This is a genomic window from Mesorhizobium sp. M0954 (assembly GCF_040319155.1).
Classification (GTDB): Bacteria; Pseudomonadota; Alphaproteobacteria; order Rhizobiales; family Rhizobiaceae; genus Mesorhizobium.
In genome coordinates, this window is the sequence record NZ_JAMYNR010000005.1 from 136292 (window position 1) to 155650 (window position 19359).

Annotated in this window: 16 protein-coding genes and 1 pseudogene; 10 read left to right on the forward strand and 7 right to left on the reverse strand. The window is 62.9% G+C overall.

Annotated features, from left to right (window positions below):
• Positions 1 to 62: 62 nt before the first annotated feature.
• The 7 genes from NKH93_RS09085 to dhaK all read left to right on the forward strand — a co-directional run bounded on the left by NKH93_RS09085 (position 63) and on the right by dhaK (position 6145).
• Positions 63 to 1706, forward strand: coding sequence for a dihydroxyacetone kinase subunit DhaK (locus NKH93_RS09085; RefSeq protein ID WP_352469939.1), 1644 nt, complete (start codon positions 63 to 65; stop codon positions 1704 to 1706).
• An 81-nt stretch (positions 1707 to 1787) separates the two neighbouring features.
• Positions 1788 to 2390, forward strand: coding sequence for a dihydroxyacetone kinase subunit DhaL (dhaL, locus tag NKH93_RS09090; RefSeq protein ID WP_352469938.1), 603 nt, complete (start codon positions 1788 to 1790; stop codon positions 2388 to 2390).
• Entirely contained in the window at positions 2387 to 2776 is a 390-nt protein-coding gene (gene dhaM, locus NKH93_RS09095; protein ID WP_352469937.1) for a dihydroxyacetone kinase phosphoryl donor subunit DhaM, read from the forward strand. Before dhaL ends, dhaM begins: the two co-directional genes overlap by 4 nt.
• 22 nt (positions 2777 to 2798) lie before the next feature.
• On the forward strand, positions 2799 to 3101 hold the full coding sequence (locus NKH93_RS09100) for an HPr family phosphocarrier protein (RefSeq protein WP_023676329.1): 303 nt from the start codon (positions 2799 to 2801) through the stop codon (positions 3099 to 3101).
• Positions 3085 to 4701, forward strand: a complete 1617-nt coding sequence (gene ptsP / locus NKH93_RS09105; protein ID WP_352969953.1) for a phosphoenolpyruvate--protein phosphotransferase — start codon at positions 3085 to 3087, stop codon at positions 4699 to 4701. The genes NKH93_RS09100 and ptsP overlap by 17 nt, the downstream gene beginning before the upstream one ends.
• An 8-nt stretch (positions 4702 to 4709) precedes the next feature.
• Entirely contained in the window at positions 4710 to 5132 is a 423-nt protein-coding gene (locus tag NKH93_RS09110; protein WP_023676327.1) for a hypothetical protein, read from the forward strand.
• Between the two features lie 26 nt (positions 5133 to 5158).
• Entirely contained in the window at positions 5159 to 6145 is a 987-nt protein-coding gene (gene dhaK, locus NKH93_RS09115) for a dihydroxyacetone kinase subunit DhaK (protein ID WP_352681425.1), read from the forward strand.
• Positions 6146 to 6429: 284 nt separating this feature from the next.
• On the opposite strand, the gene NKH93_RS09120 is transcribed toward dhaK, so the two are convergent.
• Positions 6430 to 7221: a DUF2259 domain-containing protein gene (locus NKH93_RS09120; protein ID WP_352454688.1), complete on the reverse strand. Its 792-nt coding sequence runs from the start codon at positions 7219 to 7221 to the stop codon at positions 6430 to 6432.
• Positions 7222 to 7391: 170 nt separating this feature from the next.
• Between NKH93_RS09120 and NKH93_RS09125 the strand changes: the two genes are divergently transcribed.
• Together NKH93_RS09125 and NKH93_RS09130 are read left to right on the forward strand one after the other, a co-directional pair.
• Complete coding sequence (locus NKH93_RS09125; protein WP_352969957.1) at positions 7392 to 9299, forward strand: propionyl-CoA synthetase; 1908 nt, start codon at positions 7392 to 7394, stop codon at positions 9297 to 9299.
• A gap of 193 nt (positions 9300 to 9492) precedes the next feature.
• Complete coding sequence (locus tag NKH93_RS09130; RefSeq protein WP_352469933.1) at positions 9493 to 10194, forward strand: metallophosphoesterase family protein; 702 nt, start codon at positions 9493 to 9495, stop codon at positions 10192 to 10194.
• A gap of 15 nt (positions 10195 to 10209) precedes the next feature.
• On the opposite strand, the gene NKH93_RS09135 is transcribed toward NKH93_RS09130, so the two are convergent.
• The 6 genes from NKH93_RS09135 to NKH93_RS09160 form a co-directional block, all read right to left on the reverse strand.
• The gene (locus NKH93_RS09135) at positions 10210 to 12630 is read right to left on the reverse strand and encodes a polysaccharide biosynthesis tyrosine autokinase (RefSeq protein ID WP_352969962.1); all 2421 of its coding nucleotides are present in this window, start codon (positions 12628 to 12630) and stop codon (positions 10210 to 10212) included.
• A gap of 149 nt (positions 12631 to 12779) precedes the next feature.
• Complete coding sequence (locus NKH93_RS09140) at positions 12780 to 13676, reverse strand: UTP--glucose-1-phosphate uridylyltransferase (RefSeq protein WP_352540412.1); 897 nt, start codon at positions 13674 to 13676, stop codon at positions 12780 to 12782.
• A gap of 75 nt (positions 13677 to 13751) precedes the next feature.
• Positions 13752 to 14702, reverse strand: a complete 951-nt coding sequence (locus NKH93_RS09145) for a glycosyltransferase family 2 protein (RefSeq protein WP_352681431.1) — start codon at positions 14700 to 14702, stop codon at positions 13752 to 13754.
• Complete coding sequence (locus NKH93_RS09150; RefSeq protein ID WP_352681433.1) at positions 14692 to 15642, reverse strand: glycosyltransferase family 2 protein; 951 nt, start codon at positions 15640 to 15642, stop codon at positions 14692 to 14694. Before NKH93_RS09150 ends, NKH93_RS09145 begins: the two co-directional genes overlap by 11 nt.
• Positions 15642 to 16634, reverse strand: a complete 993-nt coding sequence (locus NKH93_RS09155) for a glycosyltransferase family 2 protein (RefSeq protein ID WP_352969964.1) — start codon at positions 16632 to 16634, stop codon at positions 15642 to 15644. The genes NKH93_RS09150 and NKH93_RS09155 overlap by 1 nt, the downstream gene beginning before the upstream one ends.
• 11 nt (positions 16635 to 16645) lie before the next feature.
• Positions 16646 to 17818 carry a glycosyltransferase family protein gene (locus NKH93_RS09160; RefSeq protein WP_352540408.1) on the reverse strand — a complete coding sequence of 391 codons (1173 nt, stop codon included), beginning with the start codon at positions 17816 to 17818 and terminating at the stop codon, positions 16646 to 16648.
• 302 nt (positions 17819 to 18120) lie between these two features.
• On the opposite strand from NKH93_RS09160, the pseudogene NKH93_RS09165 reads away from it, so the two are divergent.
• Positions 18121 to 19173 (forward strand): annotated as a pseudogene (locus NKH93_RS09165) (polysaccharide pyruvyl transferase family protein); the annotation flags it as partial.
• Between the last annotated feature and the right edge of the window lie 186 nt (positions 19174 to 19359).

A 19359-nucleotide genomic window follows, 5' to 3' on the forward strand; every position in this document is an offset into this window, starting at 1 on the left:
GCGCGAGTGTTTTCCTGGCACCTTTCAACCGGCAATTTCGGGCACCGGACTGGACCAATTCGATGAAGCATTTTTTCAATCGCAGGGATACGATCGTAACTGAGGCCCTGGACGGCTTCCTCGATACTACCGGCGCCGGCGATCTCGCTCGCCTCGACGGCTATCCCGAGATCAAGGTCATTCTCCGCGCGGACTGGGATAAGACCAAGGTTGCGGTCATTTCCGGCGGCGGGGCCGGGCACGAACCTGCCCATGCCGGCTTTGTTGGCATTGGCATGCTGACGGCGGCGGTTTCGGGCGAGATCTTTGCTTCGCCGAGCGTGGAAGCGGTATTGGCCGCCATCCGCGCGGTGACCGGTCCCGCCGGGTGTCTGCTGATCGTCAAGAACTATACCGGCGATCGCCTCAACTTCGGCCTGGCAGCCGAGAAGGCGCGCGCCGAAGGCTTCCGGGTCGAGATGGTGATTGTCGCCGACGATATCGCCCTGCCGGACATTGCCCAGCCGCGTGGCCTGGCCGGCACCTTGTTCGTGCACAAGATCGCCGGCCACCAGTCGGAAGCCGGCATTGACCTGGCGGCGATTGCCGGGGCGGCGCGGGCAGTGGCGGCGGATATCGTTTCGCTCGGCATATCGCTGTCATCCTGCTCGATCCCCGGCCAGAGCCATGAAGAAAGATTCGGGGCGGACGATGCCGAACTCGGCCTCGGCATCCATGGCGAACCGGGCGTTGAGCGGATTGCGGTGCAAAGTGCCGAAAGGCTGGTTGCGATCATGTCGGAGCGCCTTGCCGCGCGGCTTGATCCGGTCAGCCACTACGCCTTGCTGATCAATAATCTCGGTTCGGTGCCACCGCTGGAAATGTTGCTTGTCGCCAATGCGGTACTGGCTTCACCGCTGGCGCAAAAGGTGACGCTGACAATCGGGCCCGGGCAGCTTATGACCGCGCTCAACATGAACGGCTTTTCCCTGTCGCTGATCCGGCTCGATGCGTCGCGCGAAGCGGCGTTGCGGGCGCCGGTAGGCCCCCACGCCTGGCTGCCGGCAAGAGCCGTTCGCCAAGCCAGCGTCGTGCCGATGGCCAAAGCCGCCGGCCCGAACAACGCGTCGAAAGCCAGCCAGGACGCACGCACCGACCGGTTGGTTGTCGCGGTCTGCGAACGGCTGATCTCGCTTGAAGGCTCGTTGAACGGACTGGATGCCAAGGCGGGAGACGGTGACACCGGATCGACAGTGGCGGCCGGTGCGCGCAGTGTGCTTGGCCGCATTGCAACACTGCCGCTCGCTGACCCTGCCGCAACGCTCGCCGTCGTCGGCGACATCCTGAGCGCCAGCATGGGCGGCTCTAGCGGCGTGCTGTTGTCGATCTTCTTCACCGCCGCCGCGCAGGCGCTGGAGTCTGGCGAAACGCTTCCCAAGGCGCTTCTCGCCGGCCTCGATCGGATGTCCTTCTATGGTGGAGCGAGGGTCGGCGATCGCACGATGATCGATGCCCTGGAACCCGCCTTGAGGGCGCTGGATAGGGGGAGTCTGGAAGATGCGGCGGTCGCGGCGCAACGCGGCGCCGAGGCCACCGCTGCCATGCGCAAGGCCAAGGCCGGGCGGTCCGCTTATATTGGCAGCCAGCTCGACGGCGTGGTCGACCCCGGCGCCTTTGCCGTCGCCGAGGTCTTCACTGCCCTCGCTGCGTTGCTCGAACCCGCTTGACTGGGGAAAAGAATGCTTCAATTGCCGGATATGCAATTTTCTCGTACTGCCGGCAGCGCAGGGGCCAGGAGCATGGGTGATATGGCGGCAGCGGATATTTCCAGGCTGATCGAGGCGGCGGCAAACACGATCGCCGCACATGCCGACGAGCTGACCAGTCTCGACCAGGCCATCGGCGACGGCGACCATGGGCTCAACATGAGACGCGGCTTCGAGGCAGTGCGGGCCGAGGCCGGCGCGTTTGCGACAAAGCCGTTGCCCGAGGCGCTGAAGGCGATCGGCACCAAGCTGGTGATGACCGTCGGCGGAGCCTCCGGTCCGTTGTTCGGCACGCTGTTCATGGCGCTCGGCAAGGAGATTTCCGCCGCGCCGGGTCGCGCCGACCTGGCGGCGGCCTTCGGCAAGGCGATCGAAGCGGTTGCCGCCAGAGGCAAGTCGCAGGCCGGGCAAAAAACCATGTTAGATGTGCTGCAGCCGGTGCATGAGGCCCTGCTGCAGGGAAAGACGGCAGCGGACATCGTCGAGATCGCCGACAACGCGGCCGACGCGACCGTGCCGATGAAGGCGCTGCGTGGGCGCGCCTCGTTCCTTGGCGACCGTTCGATCGGTCATATGGATGCCGGCGCACGCTCGACTGCGCTTCTGGTGCGGGCCGTAGCCGAGGCAATAGAGAGGCGCGCATGAGCAATGTCGGCATCGTCATCGTATCGCATTCGCCGCTGGTCGCCGAAGGCACCGCCGACATGGTGCGGCAGATGGTCGGCAACGAAGTGCCGCTTGCATGGTGCGGGGGAAACGGCCATGGCGGGCTGGGAACCAATGTCGAGGCGATCATGGACGCCATCGACAAGGCCTGGTCGGAGGCGGGGGTCGCGATCCTCGTCGATCTCGGCGGTGCCGAGACCAATAGCGAGATGGCGGTCGAGATGATCGGCGAACCACGCGCCCAGAAGATCATTGTCTGCAATGCGCCGATCGTCGAAGGCGCGGTGATGGCGGCGACCGAGGCTTCCGGCGGCGCCTCGCTCAGGGAAGTGGTGGCGACGGCGCACGAATTGTCGCCGTCGTGAACGAACGGGAATTTTGACAAGCATGTCCGCAGCAGCCGAAGCCAGCGTCCTGATCACCCATGAGGTGGGACTGCATGCGCGTCCTTCGGTGAAGTTCACCAAGCTTGCCAAGACGTTTTCGGCCGACGTCGAGATTGCGCTCGCCGCCAACGGGCCATGGTTCGACGCCAAGAGCATCGTCAAGGTGATGGCGGCGAAAGCGCCGAAAGGCACTGTCCTGCATATCAGAGCCAAAGGGGACGGCGCCGGCGAGGCGGTCGGCGCACTGGTCGAGCTGGTGCGGCGCGATTTCGACGAAGGCAAGGACCATGCCCGAACCGCTTAGGCTGCAGGGCATTTCGGCATCGGCCGGCTATGCCGAGGGGCCGCTGTTCAATCTGGACCAGGCTGCTGTGCGTTATGTCCGCAAGGCGACTGCCGCGGACGAGAAGGCGGCGCTTGAGGCCGCCATCTCCATTGCCGCAGGCCGGCTCGCGACATTGATGGAAACCAGCGACAGCGAGGCGGCCGGTATCCTCGAATTCCAGCTCGCCATGCTGGAGGACGACGCGCTGACCGGCCCGGCCTTTGAGCGAATTGCCGAGGGCATGGCTGCTGATGTGGCTTGGCGAAAAGCGCTCGACGCCGAGATAGCCGGCTATGAAACATCCGAGCAGGACTATTTCCGGGCGCGCGCGGCCGACATGCGCGACATACGCGACCAGGTGCTACGCGCGCTTGCCGGGGGCGGCGACATTGCCGCGCCGGCAGGTGCGATCTTCTACGGCGAGGATATCGCACCGACGCGCTTCCTCGAAACCGACTGGAGTGCCGGCGGCGGCATAGCACTTACGGCCGGAAGTGCCGCAAGTCATGTCGCAATGCTGGCACGCTCACGCGGCGTGCCAATGGTGGTGGGGTTGGGGCTCGTAGCGCGTGGGGTAGCCGGGCCCGGTGCTTCGCCGGCTCACCTTGCCGGAATCGCACTGCTCGATGCCGAACATGGCGGCATCGTGTTGGCGCCTTCGAAAGTGGAGATCGACGCATTCCGGCGATCGTCGTCGTCTTTCGCGGCGCATCGCGACAAAGCGGCAGCCTATTTGACAAGGCCGGCAGCAACGAAGACCGGCATAGCGGTCCACGTGCAGGTGAATATTGCCGATCCGTCCGATGTCGACAGCATCGATGCTGCGGCGTGCGACGGTGTCGGGCTGATGCGGACCGAATTCCTGTTCGGCAAGACGCTGCCGGACGAGGAGACGCAATATCGCGCCTACCGTAGAGTGCTGGAATGGGCAGGCGACAGGCCGGTGACGATCCGTACTGTCGATGCGGGCGGCGATAAACCTGTGCCGGGCCTGACCGTCGAGGAAGGTAATCCATTCCTTGGCCTGCGCGGGATCAGGCTGTCGCTGATGCGTCCGGAGGTCTTTGGTGTGCAGATCCGCGCCTTGCTACGTGCCGCCATGCACGGCAATCTGAAGGTGATGTTCCCGATGATCGCCGTTCCGGAAGAGTATGAACACGCCACCGCGCTGTTCGCTGAGGAGCAGGCTGACCTTTTGGCGCGCGGCATCGCGCACAAAATGCCGCCGCTTGGCATCATGGTCGAGGTGCCGTCGGTGGCCATCGCACCGGAGGCATTCGCCAAGGCCGCCTTCTTCTCGATCGGTTCGAATGATTTGACCCAATACGTGATGGCCGCCGCGCGCGACAATGCGTCGGTCGCACATCTGAATTCCGTCAGGCACCCGGCCGTGCTCCGGCTGATCGCCTCGGTTGCCGCCTTCGGCCGCGAGCATAATATCCCGGTCAGCCTGTGTGGCGATGCCGGCGGCGACCCCGCCTCGATCCCGGCGCTGCTCGAAACCGGCCTGCGTGACCTCTCCGTCGCTCCCGCCCAACTCGCGATGGCCAAGGCGGCCATCGCGGACGTTTCGATCTAGGCCCCGGTATGGCAGACAAGGCGTCGCAATCCGGCCCCGAAGAGGCGATCCGCGCCTACAAGACGATCCTGTCGCAGGTGATCGACCAGCGCCCGTCCGGCATGCGCCAGCGCCTCGCTGATGCGCTGGGCAAGCATCGCAGCTTCGTCACGCAGATTTCCAGCCCGGCCTATTCGACGCCGATCCCGTCGAAGCATTTGCCGGCTATCTTCTCCGTCTGCCATTTCAGCCCGGCCGAACGCGATCATTTCCTTGAGGCCTACCATCGGGCGCATCCGGGAAAGATGTCGCTGGCCGCAGGCTTGCGCAAGACACGCCATGTCTCGCTGATCGTTCCCGATTTCGGCGACGACAAGCAGAACGCGGCGCTCGACCGGGCGGTCAACGATTTCATCCAGAAGATCACCAGCATCGCCGGCAAGGGCAGCTGACGCTGGGCTATTTCGGGAGGACGGCCATGAAGAAATTTTTGAATTCGGTCGATACGGTGCTGACCGAGAGCCTCGACGGCTTCGTTGCCGCGCATGCCGATATCCTGGCGCTTGGCGAGGAACACAAATTTGTCCGCCGCAAGCTGCTCACACCGGGCAAGGTGGCGCTGATCTCCGGCGGTGGCTCGGGTCACGAGCCGCTACATGGCGGGTTCGTCGGGCACGGCATGCTGGATGCGGCCTGCCCCGGCCAGGTATTCACCTCGCCAACGCCTGACCAGATGATGGCGGCGGCCGAAGTCGTCAATACGGGCGCCGGCTGCCTGTTCATCGTCAAGAACTACGAGGGCGACGTGATGAATTTCGACATGGCCGCTGAAATGTCGGAAGGCGTGATGCAAATCGTGACCAATGACGACGTTGCGGTCGAAAAATCGTCCTACACCACCGGCCGGCGCGGCGTCGCCGGCACGCTGGTGGTCGAGAAAATCGTCGGCGCGGCGGCCGAACAAGGCATGGCACTGGAGCCGTTGAAGGCGCTCGGCGAGCGCGTCAACGGCGCGACGCGCTCGATGGGCGTGGCGCTGACCAGTTGCACCGTGCCGGCGGCGGGCAAGCCGACCTTCGATATCGGCGACGGCGAGATGGAGTTCGGGGTCGGCATCCACGGCGAGCCTGGGAGGCGGCGCGACACATTGAAAAGCGCCGATGCTATCGCCGAGGAGATCTGTACCGCAATCCTGGGTGACCTGGGCGACGGTGCCAGAGGCCAGGCGCTACTCTTCGTCAACGGCTTTGGCGGCACACCGTTGATGGAGCTTTATCTGATGTACAACAGCGCCCGCAAAATCTTCGAGAAGCACGGCGTGACGGTGATCCGGTCGCTGGTCGGGTCCTATGTGACCTCGCTCGATATGGCCGGCTGTTCGATCACGCTGAGCATGCTCGACGACGAGGCGGCTGTTTGGTGGGATGCACCGGTACATACGGCCGCGCTGCGCTGGGGCATGTAGCGGCGGAGAATGCCCCAGAAATAGTCGGTGACAAGACCGGTATCGGCAACGCCGCGCATCGCCAGACAGTTGCCCTCCTCACCCTGCGTAAGATAAAGAATCTGCGGGTTTGGGGAGTTCGAGCATGCGTTACAATTGGGATCGGGCGCCGACGGGTTTCGAGCGCCATGGAAAGGTGCTGGCAGCCGCCTTGCTGATCGTCGGCGGGGTCGGACTTATGCTCGCTGCCCTCCCGCTTTAGGGACAACAAACTCGGGTAGCGGACTACGTCTCAGCGCGTTGCCTCAGTGCGCCTGGCCAGTCACGGCGATGAAACGGCGGTCGCGCCCTTCAAATCCCTGGCTGAAGCGCTGCACGAGCACCGCAAGCACGCCCGGTTTTCCATCCGGGGTGAATGCGTAAGATTCCGACAGGCTGTAGGAAGTCGGGCAATTCCTCGAACCGGGCACCGCCTTGTCCTCATGCAGCAGCTTGATCGGCTTGCCGTCCTGACCCTGCAGCGTCAGGCGAAAGCCGAGCGCCTTGCCGGTCGTTTCGCCTTGCAGCGTCGCGTCGAAACTCGCTGAACAATCCGCCGTGCTGTCGGCACGGATCTGCTCGAGCTGGATGGTGCCAAGCTCGTCATAGGCCGGCGAAAGCCATTTTTGCGAAACCTGCTCGAGGCGCGCAATGTCATTGTAGGCGACCATGTCGTCGGGAAAGGTGAACCTGTCCAAGGCAGTCCGCTCGCCGCGCGGCGCGATGGCATATTTGGCCAGCAAGGGCGCCGCCAGTTCGGCGGCCTGTGCCCTCGCCTGCGCAAGCGTCAATGTCGAATCCTCCGTCTCGTCGGCGATGACGATCGGCTTGCCGCCGACGAACTCATCGGTCCGCGTGTCGATGATGTCGATCTCCGACCAGCCCGAATCCGAAGCACCGGCATCGAGCGTGCCGTACTGTTCGAAGGCGAAGTAGTTGCCGTCTGGCGAAAAGCCGATGACGCGCCGAGCCGCCGCGTCGCCTGCCTGAGCAGCTGAAGCGAGCACCACCGCCAGCGTCGCAACCGCGGCAAACCCAAGCTCATATCGCAATTTCATCGCGCCCTGCCCCTAATGCCGAAAATTCGAACGATACCGGCCCCCAGACCACCATGACCCGCACTTGCGGCCAAGTTAGAACGACGGCAAACGAAACGCACAAATACATGGTTACACAAACCAGCATACGCTATTTCAAGGACAGCAAACATTCCTGGGGAGGAAGCTGGATGGCGTCACGCTACCACGAGGTCTATGACGACTGGAAACGCGACTCGGAAAAATTCTGGGCCGATGCCGCGAGCGCAATCGACTGGTTCTCGCCCTTCGAGACGGTGTTCGACGCCAATGCCGGCGTCTATGGCAGGTGGTTCATTGGCGCCTCGTGCAACACCTGCTTCAATGCCGTCGATCGTCATGTGGCGGGCGGCCGTGCCGACCAGATCGCGTTGATCCATGACAGCGCGATTTCGGGCACAATCAGGAGATTCACGTATGCCGAGTTGAAGCGCGAGGTGGTCGCGCTGACCTCGGTGCTCAAGAATCGTGGCATCCAAAAAGGCGATCGCGTCATCATCTACATGCCGATGGTACCGGAAGCAGCCTTCGCCATGCTTGCCTGTGCGCGGATCGGCGCCGTGCATTCGGTGGTCTTCGGCGGCTTTGCCTCGCATGAGCTCGCCACCCGCATCGATGACGCCAAGCCGAAGCTGATCATCTCTGCTTCCTGCGGCCTGGAGCCAGGGCGCGTCGTTGCCTATAAGCCGCTGCTCGACAAGGCGATCGAGATGTCGCGGCACAAGCCGGAAAGCTGCCTTATCCTGCAGCGCGACCAACTGCGCTGCGAACTCAGGGAAAACCACGATATCGACTATGCCGACGCCGTGGCGCGCGAGCGGGCCGCGGGTGCCAATGTCGACTGTGTTCCGGTGCTTGCCACCGATCCGCTCTACATCATCTACACGTCGGGCACGACCGGCCAGCCGAAGGGAATCGTGCGCGACAATGGCGGCCATATGGTCGCGCTGAAATGGTCGATGGAAAACGAGTTCGGCGTCAAACCGGGCGAAGTGTTCTGGGCGGCTTCCGATGTCGGCTGGGTGGTCGGCCATTCCTATATCGTCTACGGCCCGCTGCTGCATGGCTGCACAACGATCCTGTTCGAGGGCAAGCCGGTCGGCACGCCCGATGCCGGCACCTATTGGCGTGTGATCGCCGAGCATGGCGTCGTCGCGCTGTTCACCGCGCCAACCGCCTTTCGCGCCATCAAAGGACAGGACCCGAAGGGCGAATTCGTCCCGAAATACGACCTGTCCAAATTCCGGACGCTGTTCCTGGCCGGCGAGCGCGCCGATCCGGAAACCATCAAATGGGCGGAGCAGAAATTGACCGTGCCGGTGATCGACCATTGGTGGCAGACCGAGACCGGCTCGCCGATGACCATCAATCCCGCTGGATTGGGCCTGCTGCCGGTCAAATACGGCTCGCCCGGCGTGCCGATGCCCGGCTACGACATCCGCGTGCTCGACGATGCCGGCCATGAGGTCAAGCGTGGTGCGCTTGGCAATGTCGTGGTGAAATTGCCGTTGCCCCCCGGCTGCCTGCCGACGCTGTGGAATGCCGACGAGCGGTTTCGCCAAGCCTATCTCGACGAGTTCCCCGGCTTCTACAAAACCGCGGATGCCGGCATGATGGACGAGGACGGCTATCTCTATGTCATGGCTCGCACCGACGACATCATCAATGTCGCCGGTCACCGGCTATCGACCGGCGCCATGGAGGAGGTTCTGGCCGCGCATCCCGACGTCGCCGAATGCGCCGTCGTCGGTATTGCCGATGCTATGAAAGGCCAGGTTCCACTCGGCTTCGTCGTGCTGAATGCCGGCGTCGACCGCGACGCCGGCATCATCGAAAACGAGGTTGTCACCCTGGTGCGCGAACGGATCGGCCCGGTCGCTGCCTTCAAGACGGTGGTGACGATCAAGCGCCTGCCGAAGACGCGCTCCGGCAAGATCCTGCGCGGCACCATGCAGAAGATCGCCGACAAGGAGGAATGGGCCATGCCGGCAACGATCGACGACCCGGCCATCCTCGACGAGATCACCGCCGCGCTGAACCGCCGCGGCATCGGCCTGTAATGGGCGCCGAAGCCGAGTTGCGTCCGAAGCTCCGGTATGGAACGACCGGCGCCGGACGTGGTATCCACGCGCGGTGTCGTCATGTTGTTTCGGAATCGAGACGCACCCACAGCCATGCGAGACGCCATACGTGACCCTGTTCCAGCGATCGAGAAAGCCCCAGGCCGCGGCACGCCAGCGGCTGGAGATCGATATGCGGGGCGCAGTCGTCTATGCGATCGGCGACGTGCATGGCTGCTACAAGGAACTCCGCGCCCTGGAGCAGAAGATCGTGCTCGATTCGGCGCCCTTCGAAGGGCGCAAGCTCATAATCATGCTTGGCGACTATGTCGATCGTGGACCCCAGTCGGCGCGTGTGCTCGATCATCTGCTGGCGCCACCGCTCCGTGATTTCCAGCGCATCTGCCTTGCCGGCAACCACGAAGTCGTGATGCTGAACTACGTCGACGGGATCATTTCGAGAGAGTCGTGGCTGGCGATAGGCGGCCTGCAAACGCTGTTTTCCTACGGCGTCGACCCGTCGCGCATGGCCGATCTCTATGGGTCAAGCGAGGAGGTCGACAAGCGCATTCGGGAAGTCATTCCAGCCGACCACATTAGCTTCATGCGCGCGCTGCCGGTCATGGTCTGTTCGGCGAAATTCGTGTTCGTCCATGCCGGCATCAGGCCCGGCATCGACCTCGCCGCGCAGGACGAGGACGACCTGCTGAATATCCGTTCGGACTTCTTCGACGCTGCGCATCTTCTCGACCGCTATGTCGTGCACGGACATACGCCGGTCGACACTCCGAAGCTCGAGGGACGCCGGCTTGGCATAGACACCGGCGCCTTCCAAACCGGCCAGCTGACCGCCCTCAGGATCGTCGACAACCGCGCCAGGTTGATATTTTCCTGAGCGCGATGTCGTCGCTCAGGCGGCTGCCTTGGTGCGCGCTTCCGATTTTTCCAGATAGTAGCTCGAATATTTGTCGAAGAATTTTTCCGAGCCGCCGATCGCGCCATATTTGGCCAGCTTCTTCAGTTCGACCTTGTTCAGCACCGCGCCAATGATCTTCTTGGCGATGTAGGGCTCCGAGCTGAGCATGGATTGCACCATCGCACGCGGCGTGCGTCCCCACTCGGTGACCAGCACGAAGCCGTCGACAAGCGGAGCGAAGGCCTTGGCGTCGACGACAGGCCCGAGCGGCGGCAGATCGACGATGATGTATTCGAAGGTTTCCTTGGCGTTATCGATGAAACGCCGCATGCCGACTGAAGACAGAAGCTCGCTGGTATGCGAAAACTGGCCACGCAGGACGGCCGGAATGATAGCCAGCTTGGTCTGCCGGTCGATCTTGCCGACCGATTGCCATGTCTGCCCGCTCACCACAGCTTCCATCAGGCCCTGCTCGGCCTCCATACCGAGGCTGCGGCTGAGGCCGGGATTGCGCAGGTCGCCATCGATCAGCAGCGTTTTCGATCCGTTGACGGCAAGCAGCCCGGCAAGATTGGCCGCCACCGTCGACTTGCCCTCGCCGGGAAGCACCGAGACCACGCCGATGACCCGGCTGCCCTGGCCCTCCAGCACGACGTCGAAGGCGATCTTGGCGTTGCGCAGCGTCTCGGAGAACATCGATGCCGGGGCATCGACGGTTACCCGCATCCGCGCACGTTTTTCGGCTGCCGACAATGTTTTGGAGGGCTGGGATTTGGAGGACTTGGCGGTCTTGGATTCAACGACTTTGACGTCAGGCTGACCGCCATTGCGCTGGTCATCCTTGCCAGCCTTGCCGATGACCGGCAGGTAGCCGAGGAATTTGAGGCCGACACGGTCGCGGACATCCTCGCCGGTCCTGAAGAAGCGTTCCCTGAATTCATTCAGGCCACCAACCCCTGCCCCCAGCATCATGCCAAGCGCCAGCGAAAGCCCCAGCACGATGGCTGTGCGGGGGGTTGCGGCCGACTGCGGCATCGTCGCGTCCGAGATGACCCGGATCTTGCCGACCGGGAAGGATTGCTGCTGGGCGGCCTCCTCATAGCGGTTCAGGAACGTCTGGTAGAGCGTCGACAGCGCCGTCGCCTTTTGGTCCAGCTCACGCAGCTTGACCTGCGACTGGTTGTCGATGGAGCTCTTGCCAGCCGCCAAGGCGACATTTGCGCGGAGCGCGGTTTCGCGCGCCAGAGCGACCTCGTATTCGTTGCGGTAGCTTTCGGTCAGTTGCTTCAGCTCGCCGAAAATCTGCGCCGATATGTCGGCCTTCTCCTTGGCGAGCGCGACGGCCTGCGGATGTTGCGGGCCGAAATTGGCTTCGACATCCTGCTGTCGCTTGGATACGGTGAGATAGCGGTTCTTCAGCGTCGTGATGACCGAGCTGCTCGGCTGATCGTTCGATATCGCAGCGTCCTTGAACGCGTTGTCCGAGCCGCTTTCGACGATCGACTTGTACTGCTGATAGCGGGCGCCGGCACGTGCTGTATCGGCCTGCGCGACGATCAGCTGGGTGTTGAGATCGGACAATTGCTTGTCGCTGATCAGCTGGCCGTCATTGACGGCCAATCCGTGTTCGGCCCTGAACTTTTCGACCGCCAGTGCAGCCGCCTGGGAGCTCTCACGAAGCTCGGTCAGCCGGCCTTGCAGCCAGACCGCCGCCCGCTCGGTCGCGTCGAAGCTGGCATCGAGTTGATCGGCTAGATAGGCATCGGCATAGGCCTTGGTGATGGCGGTCGCAAGCGCCGGATCCGTCGCCTGGAAGGAGATGCTGATGACAAAGCTCCGGCCGATCCGCTCGGCATCGAGTTGGGTCTGCAGTTTGAAGATTGCGTAGTCACGGGGCGATGAGGATGCGGTGATCGCGTCACGCGTCGCAGCATCAAGCTGAGTGACATCGGTTGTGCTAGCGGCGCGCTTGGGGCGGACAGACTGGACGATACCGCGCACAAAGCCAGCAACCTTCGACAGGGCCGACGTCGGAGGGTTCATGAAAGCGTCGTTCTGATCGAGCTTCAGCTTGTCGACGACCACCCCAGCCAGCCTGGCCGACTGTAGTATTTCGATCTGGCTCAGAACGGCGGAGTCGGTCTGCATGCTGACCGACGCCGCCGAAATGTCGTCGACGACCTTGTTCAATCCTTCGTCGATCAGCACGCTGCTCGTCGCCACATAGGTAGGAGGCGTCGTCTGCAAATAGAGCACGCCGAGAAAGAGACCGATGACGGCGCAGGCGGCAACCACTTTCGCCTGCCGCGCGGCCATGCCAAGCAGGCGCTCGATGTCGATGAAGTCTTCGGCGTTTGCCGCATTAGAAGCCGGCAATGGCGTCCTCTTGTCGACAGGAAAATTGGCATAGTTCATCTTCGGTCCAATTCTAGTTTGCAGGCGCTACCGCCTCGAAGGTCGGGACATAGGGTGCAAACCTTGCGCCGGACAGTGCGCGTTACGCGCGGCGCAACGGCCTGTCCTGCGTCATCAGCCGCACCCACAATGCCTCGAAAAAATGGACATTATGCGGCTTCTTCCCGACGCTGATGCGACCGGACGAATTCCTGCAGCATCTCGAAGATCGGGCCCTTCATGTCCTCCCGCGCCAGCGCGAAAGCGATATTGGCCTGGATGAACCCCTCCTTCGAACCGCAGTCGAACATGCGGCCGTCGAAAGGCTGGGCGAAGAAGGCCTGGGTCTGTGCGAGACGCACCATTGCGTCGGTCAGCTGGATCTCGTTTCCGGCGCCGCGTTGCTGGCTGGCAAGCAACGAGAATATCTCGGGCTGCAGGATGTAGCGGCCGTTGATGTAGAAGTTCGACGGCGCGTTGGCAGGAGCCGGCTTTTCGACCATGGCCGTTACCTCGAAGCCCGTGCCGACATCAGCGCCGCGCCCGACAATGCCGTATTTGCTGGTCTCGGTCGGATCGCAACGCTCGACGGCGATGACGTTTGCGCCAGTCCGTGCGTAAAGATCAGCGACTTCGGCGAGACAGCCACGCCCGCCGAAGGACACCATGTCCGGCAAAAGCAATGCGAAGGGCTCGTCACCGATGACTTCGCGCGCGCACCAGACGGCATGGCCGAGGCCTTGCGGCGACTGCTGGCGGATGAAGCTCGTCGCGCCGGCGACGGGAAGCAGGCTTTCAAGCGATTCGAGTTGCGCCTTCTTGCCGCTCTGCTCCAGGGTTCCGATCAGTTCAGGATGCAGGTCGAAATAGTCCTCGATCACCGCCTTGTTGCGGCCGGTGACGAAGACGATGTGCTCGATGCCGGCCTCGAACGCCTCGTCAACCGCATATTGCACGACAGGCCTGTCGACCACCGGCAGCATTTCCTTCGGCATGGACTTGGTCGCCGGCAGGAACCGCGTTCCGAGCCCCGCCACCGGTATGACTGCCTTCCTGACTTTTTTCATTGCATGTTCCTTCTGAGGAGATCGATTTCAACCCTGTCGCAGGCGGCGAAACTGTCTTCATTCACCTGCAGCCCTTCACCTCCCCGCCACCACGGCAAACTGTGCCGCTACCCTTCGCAGCCGGACGGCGATCGGCATGCTCATATGCCGAACCGCCGCCGGATCGCTGAGCGCCGTCCATATCGCCTTGAGCGGGGACCGCGCCTTGATGTGCTGGACCAGCGACAGGAATGATGCCGCCCGGCGCAGGCTGCGAGCGCGCCTGGCGAACGCCGCCTCGGCCGCAGCATCCATGGAATGGGTCGCGGCGAAGGTGGCATCGGCCCTGCGCATCGCCTCGACGTGATGAAGTTCGAGCACCCGGGAGATGGAACCGGTGCGAATGTGGTAGATATAGCCCGTCGTCGGCTCGACGACGCATTTGCCGCCTTTAGCCAGAGCACTGGCCAGGAGGATATAGTCTTCGCCAATGATCAGGCTTTCATCGTAACGAAGCCCGTTCTCGTTCAGGAACCGGCGCTGGAAGATCGGCTTGAGGTAGCCGAGATTGAACCTCGATTCGAAGAGGACGTTACCGCCGATGAAATCCGCCAGCGAGATTGAACCGAGGCCTTCCAGATAGTCGGCCGGGAACATCGTCTCTTCGGCAACGCCATCCTCGCGAACGACCTGCAGATTATCGACCGCGATCTCGGCGCCCGCTTTCTCCGCGCGCTCGATCATGGTGCAGATTCGCCCGGGATAGACCGCGTCGTCCGAATCTAGGACCGCGACCCACCTGCCGCGGGCAAGCTCAAGGCCGGCATTCCTGGCGCCGCCGGGGCCACGGTTTTGCTCAAGCGCGACAACGCGTACGATGTCTTCGGGGTAGGATCTCGCCAGGTCGAGCGTCCGGTCGCGCGACTTGTCGTCGACGACGATGACCTCGACGCTGATATTGCGCTGGGCGACGGCGCTGGCAATCGCCCGATCGATGGTCGCCTCGGCATTGTAGGCGGCAATCACGAAGCTCACGTCAGGCTGCACGCTTGCCCCCTTGCTGCGGCGAAGACAGGCCGTATTGGCGGATTTCACGAACCCCGACGAGGCCGCTGACGACGCCGACATGCATAATGCCGCGAAGCACGCTGCGGTTCCGACGTACGGGGTCGATGGCGACCGGAATTGCCGACAGGAAACTGTAGGCGGCCTTTGCCGCGGCAATGCCGACCTGCTTGAGCCGGGCAAGGCCGTGTGCGTTGCGCCCCAGAAGATGACCATGCGTCTGCCCAACGCGGAACCGGCGGCGGCCGAGCCAGTCGAATGCCGCCCTGGCAGGTGGCACCGCTTCGTCGACCCAAGCCTCCGGCGAAAAGGCGATGCGGCCGCCGGCCTTGACCATCTGGTCGAAGAATTCCGTATCTTCGCCGCCGGTCTGGCCACGCGCCAGGCTGAAGCGCCGGCCGCGCAGGCTCTCAGCGCCAATCCTGAGCAGGACGTTGCAGGTGTAGCCGGTGCGGATTTCGCCGCTCACCCAGACCGGCAAGGTCGAGTGGAAATCGCCTTTGCGCATCCAGGCGGGCGCATCCGGCAGGTAACGGGCTTGCACCGGCCCAAGCACCGTCGCAGCACCTGTTGCTTCCGCCGTCGCCACCAGTTCGGCAAGCCAGCCAGCGGTGGCCGTCTCGTCATCGTCGATAAAGGCGACGAAATCCGCCGCACTGGCATCGAGGCAAGCGTTGCGCGCGATCGAGATGTTGCGGGCCGGGGCGTGCCGGTAGGTCATTGGCAGCTTCAACTCCGCAGCCAGCGTCGTCACCATCTGTTCGGCCGTCGGCGTATCGTCGTTGTCCGCGATGATAACACCGACGTCGAATCCCGCGGGCATATCCATGGCCGCTATGGAGCGAAGCGTGTCGGCAAGCTCCGGCCGGCGAAATGTGCAGACGCAGATATCGATGCTTCGATTTTTCCTGACCGGGTCCATCACGCTACCCCGCGCTGCGGTCGCGGTGCGAGCAGTTGCAGCCAGAAACCGACCGACCAGCCGAAATGCATGACCATTGCCGAGACCCCGGCCAGCGCAATGTCGGCTTTGCGCTGGCTGACGGCGGTCCAAAAGCCGTAGCCGAGGCAGACCGACGCCCATAGCAAAAGCGGCACGGCCGCCAGCCAGTGGACGAAGGAAAAGGCGGCGAGAAGAACCACGGGGAACACCAGAAGCGGCACCATCTGCCGGATCTTCGGGATCATGCGGTGCTTGAGAACGTTCTTCGCCCGGCCACGGCCATAGCCGAGATATTGAAAATAGAGGCCCTTCAGCGAGGAGCGCGGGTAGTAGACCATTTGCGTCTTGCCGGTCATCCAGATGCGGTAGCCGGCCTGGCGGAGCCGATAGTCGAGTTCGGCATCCTCATTGTGGCTGAAGGTTTCGTCATAGCCGCCGACCGCGGTGAACGCCGATATCCGTATCAGTGCGTGGTGGCCATGATCGACCCATTCCCCCGCCGAAAGATGCCGGTGCTTGGAACCGCCGGTGCCGAGCCTGGAGTTCTGCGCCGCTGCCGCTGCTTTCTGAACCATGCCGCTGCCACTGGTCAGCATCGAGACGACGACCGAATCCGCACCGGTGGCCTGCGCTTCTTCGACCAGCCGGTCGCAATAATCCGCGGGATAGCCGCCATGCGCGTCGATGCGAATGAGATAGTCGACGCCTTCCCCGAACCTGGCGACGGCGAGATTGATTGCCGCGCTCTGCAAGCGCTTTTCATTGTGCAGCAGGATCACCCGCTGATCTTTTGCGGCGATGTCCGCGACGATCGTCCTGGTGCCGTCCGTGCTGCCGCCATCGGCAACGATGATCACGGCGCCCAGCCTCTCGGCCGCAGGGCGGAGCTCTCGAAGCAACGCGCCGATATGGGCCGCCTCGTTCAGGCACGGAACCACGATCGTGCAGGATGGAATTTCGGTTTGCGTCATCGGCAGTCCTTCTATGCCAATGCTTCGGCAGCATATGGACCGGGAGCCGCAGTCAGCCCGCGGAGCTTTTCGACGAGCGCCCGACAATCGGCGCGGTCGTAGCTCCAGGTGCGCGGATTGCGGGCGAGAACACGCGCCCTCAATGTCCCGAACCGATGCTGCTCCATCGTGCCGACGGCGACTTCGAGCGCCTCGGGCGTGGCTTCTGGCAAAAGAACCCCTATGCCTTGCCGGTCGAGGAACCGGCCGGTTTCGGTGGCTCCCATCGAAATCGGCACGGCTCCGAAGCGGCAGCCCTCATAGAGCCGGTTGGGCAGCAGCCATTCGGAGTTCAGGCCCTGCTCAAAAAAGTCGATGGCCCAGGAAAAGTGGACCTCGCGGTAGATCGCCGCCATATCCTCGGGATTGCGGTAGGGCCCGCCAAACGAGAGCCAGGGTTCCGATTCGACGAAACCGTGGAAATCGGGAAATTCGGACAGCGCCGGGCGGCCCCTGAGGACGATTTCAAAGCGGCCGTCGAGGCGGCGCGAAAATTCGGCCAGAAGCTCCAGGGAACGGCGGCAGCGGAGCGCCCCGAACCAGCCGATCCGCCAAGGCGGCGCTACGGGGTTCTCCGGCGCCGCGCGGTCATCCAGCGAGGCCGCGGCTGGCTCGAAATACTTGTTTTCGAGCAGTTCGACTGGGGCGGCAATCTGCCCGAACGGCTTGAAATAGTTGGCGATGAAGGCCGGAGAGCTGGTCACCAGAAGCTTCACATCCCTAGCCAGGAAGCGTTCTGCGCCGCGCATCGCCCATCCCAGCGGATCGTCGCGAAGCAGCAGGCGATGGATATCCAGGCACTCGTAGACGATCGGCACCGTTGCCTGGAAAGCCGATCTGGCGCGGCGGGCAAGCGCCAGCATTTCCAGATTGCGCGCGACAATGAGGTCGGGCCGTGGCATTGAGCCCAGCTTCGAGCCGGTCGAGACAACTGCCTTCATGATCGCGGCCAGACGTTGGGCGAATCGGCCATCACGAGTCGGGCCGAGATCGATCGGCTGCAAGCCCTCGACATCAGCAACTGCGCTTGCCGTACGACGAAAGCCCGCCAGCGTAACCTGGGCGCCGCCTGCCTTGAGCATTATGATCCGCCGGCGCACTGCCGGGTCGGAGACGTCGTGTACCAAGTACAAGACATGCAGCATGAAAACTCGACCGCTGTTGGCCCGCCCGCGACAATGCTAGTACAGCTCTTGCTGCATCGCAACATTTTTGGTTGCAGCGTAGCAAAGATCCCCGTTTTTTGTTGCACTGCAAAATCGATGGGTTAATCTCGCTCTGCTTGGGCCACATGGACCGCGCGTTGGCCTGCCATCGGGCTGCGCGCCAATAATCACGACGCGAGGACCATCCTTGGCGTGCAGCATTTTCGGCCAACCCGCCTGCAATCCGCCCCTTCGCACCCGTCGATGGAAGCACGGGACTACTCACGAAATGAGGTCATTCCATGAAGATCGCGGTTGAAAACACCGTCTGCCTGAATACCGGGGATGCAGCGATTCTCCTGGCGATCCGCCATGTTTTCAAGACGATCGTGCAAGACGATATCCAGTTCTATGTCTTCGACAGCCAGCCGGAGGTGGCGGCGAGGCTCTACACGAAGAAAGAGTATCCTGATCTCGAATTCCACAAGCTGCTGTCGGAATCGCTGTTCCGCTACAAATACGGCAGCGGGCTGAAGAACCTGTTCAAGCCGATCTACAATCGGCTCGTCCTCAATGCCCTGCGGCGGTTCGGCATCCGCGGCGTTCTCGGGCGTTTGTTCAACTCAAGCAATCGCCGTGGTCTCGAGATCTACAAAGACGCCGACCTCGTGGTCACGACAGGCGGAACCTATCTTGTCGAGACTTACAATCTGGAACGGCGACTCAATCAATTCCGGATCGACGCGATTCTGGGGAAGGACCCCGTCTTCTTCACGCAATCGCTCGGCCCGTTCAACAAAAGTTACAATCGCCAGGAGTTGAGCCCGATCTTCGACCGGAGCCCGCTCATCCTGCTGCGCGACGAACGTTCGCGAGGCCACATTGTGGACATGGTGAAAGACCCCGGCAAATGCCACGTCGTGGCCGACGCCGTCTTTGCCCTGGCCGATACTGACAGGATCGGAAAAATTCTGGCCTCCTGCCAGTCGGCGACCGTCACCGGCCGCGTCGCCATTTCCGTCCGTCACTGGAACTATGTCAGCGACGGCGAGGGCGGCATGCGCCGCTACATCGACTCGATCCGCGCGATCGCGACCATCCTGGTCAGGGACCACGCCAAGGAGGTCACCTTCGTCTCCACCTGCCAGGGCGTGCCGGAATACGCCCATGATGATTCCAAGACGGCGCGGGCTATCGTTGCCGAACTCGATCCGGAGATCGCCAAGCATGTCAGCGTGGACGCTTCGTTCCACACGCCGGAGCAACTGATGGCGCTGGTGAAAGGCTTCGACTTCGTCGTCGCAACGCGCATGCACATGATGATCATGTCGCTCTGCGTCGGCACGCCGGTGCTGCCGATTGCCTATGAATTCAAGACCAAGGAACTTGCCAAGCGGATCGGCGTCGCCGACCTGCTGCTCGACATCGACACGGTGACGCCCGAGGAAGCGAGCGCGAAGCTCGGCAGACTTACCGCCAATCTCGACCTCTATCGCAGGACGAGCCTTCAGGCAGTGCTTGAGGAGCATGCGTCCGCGATG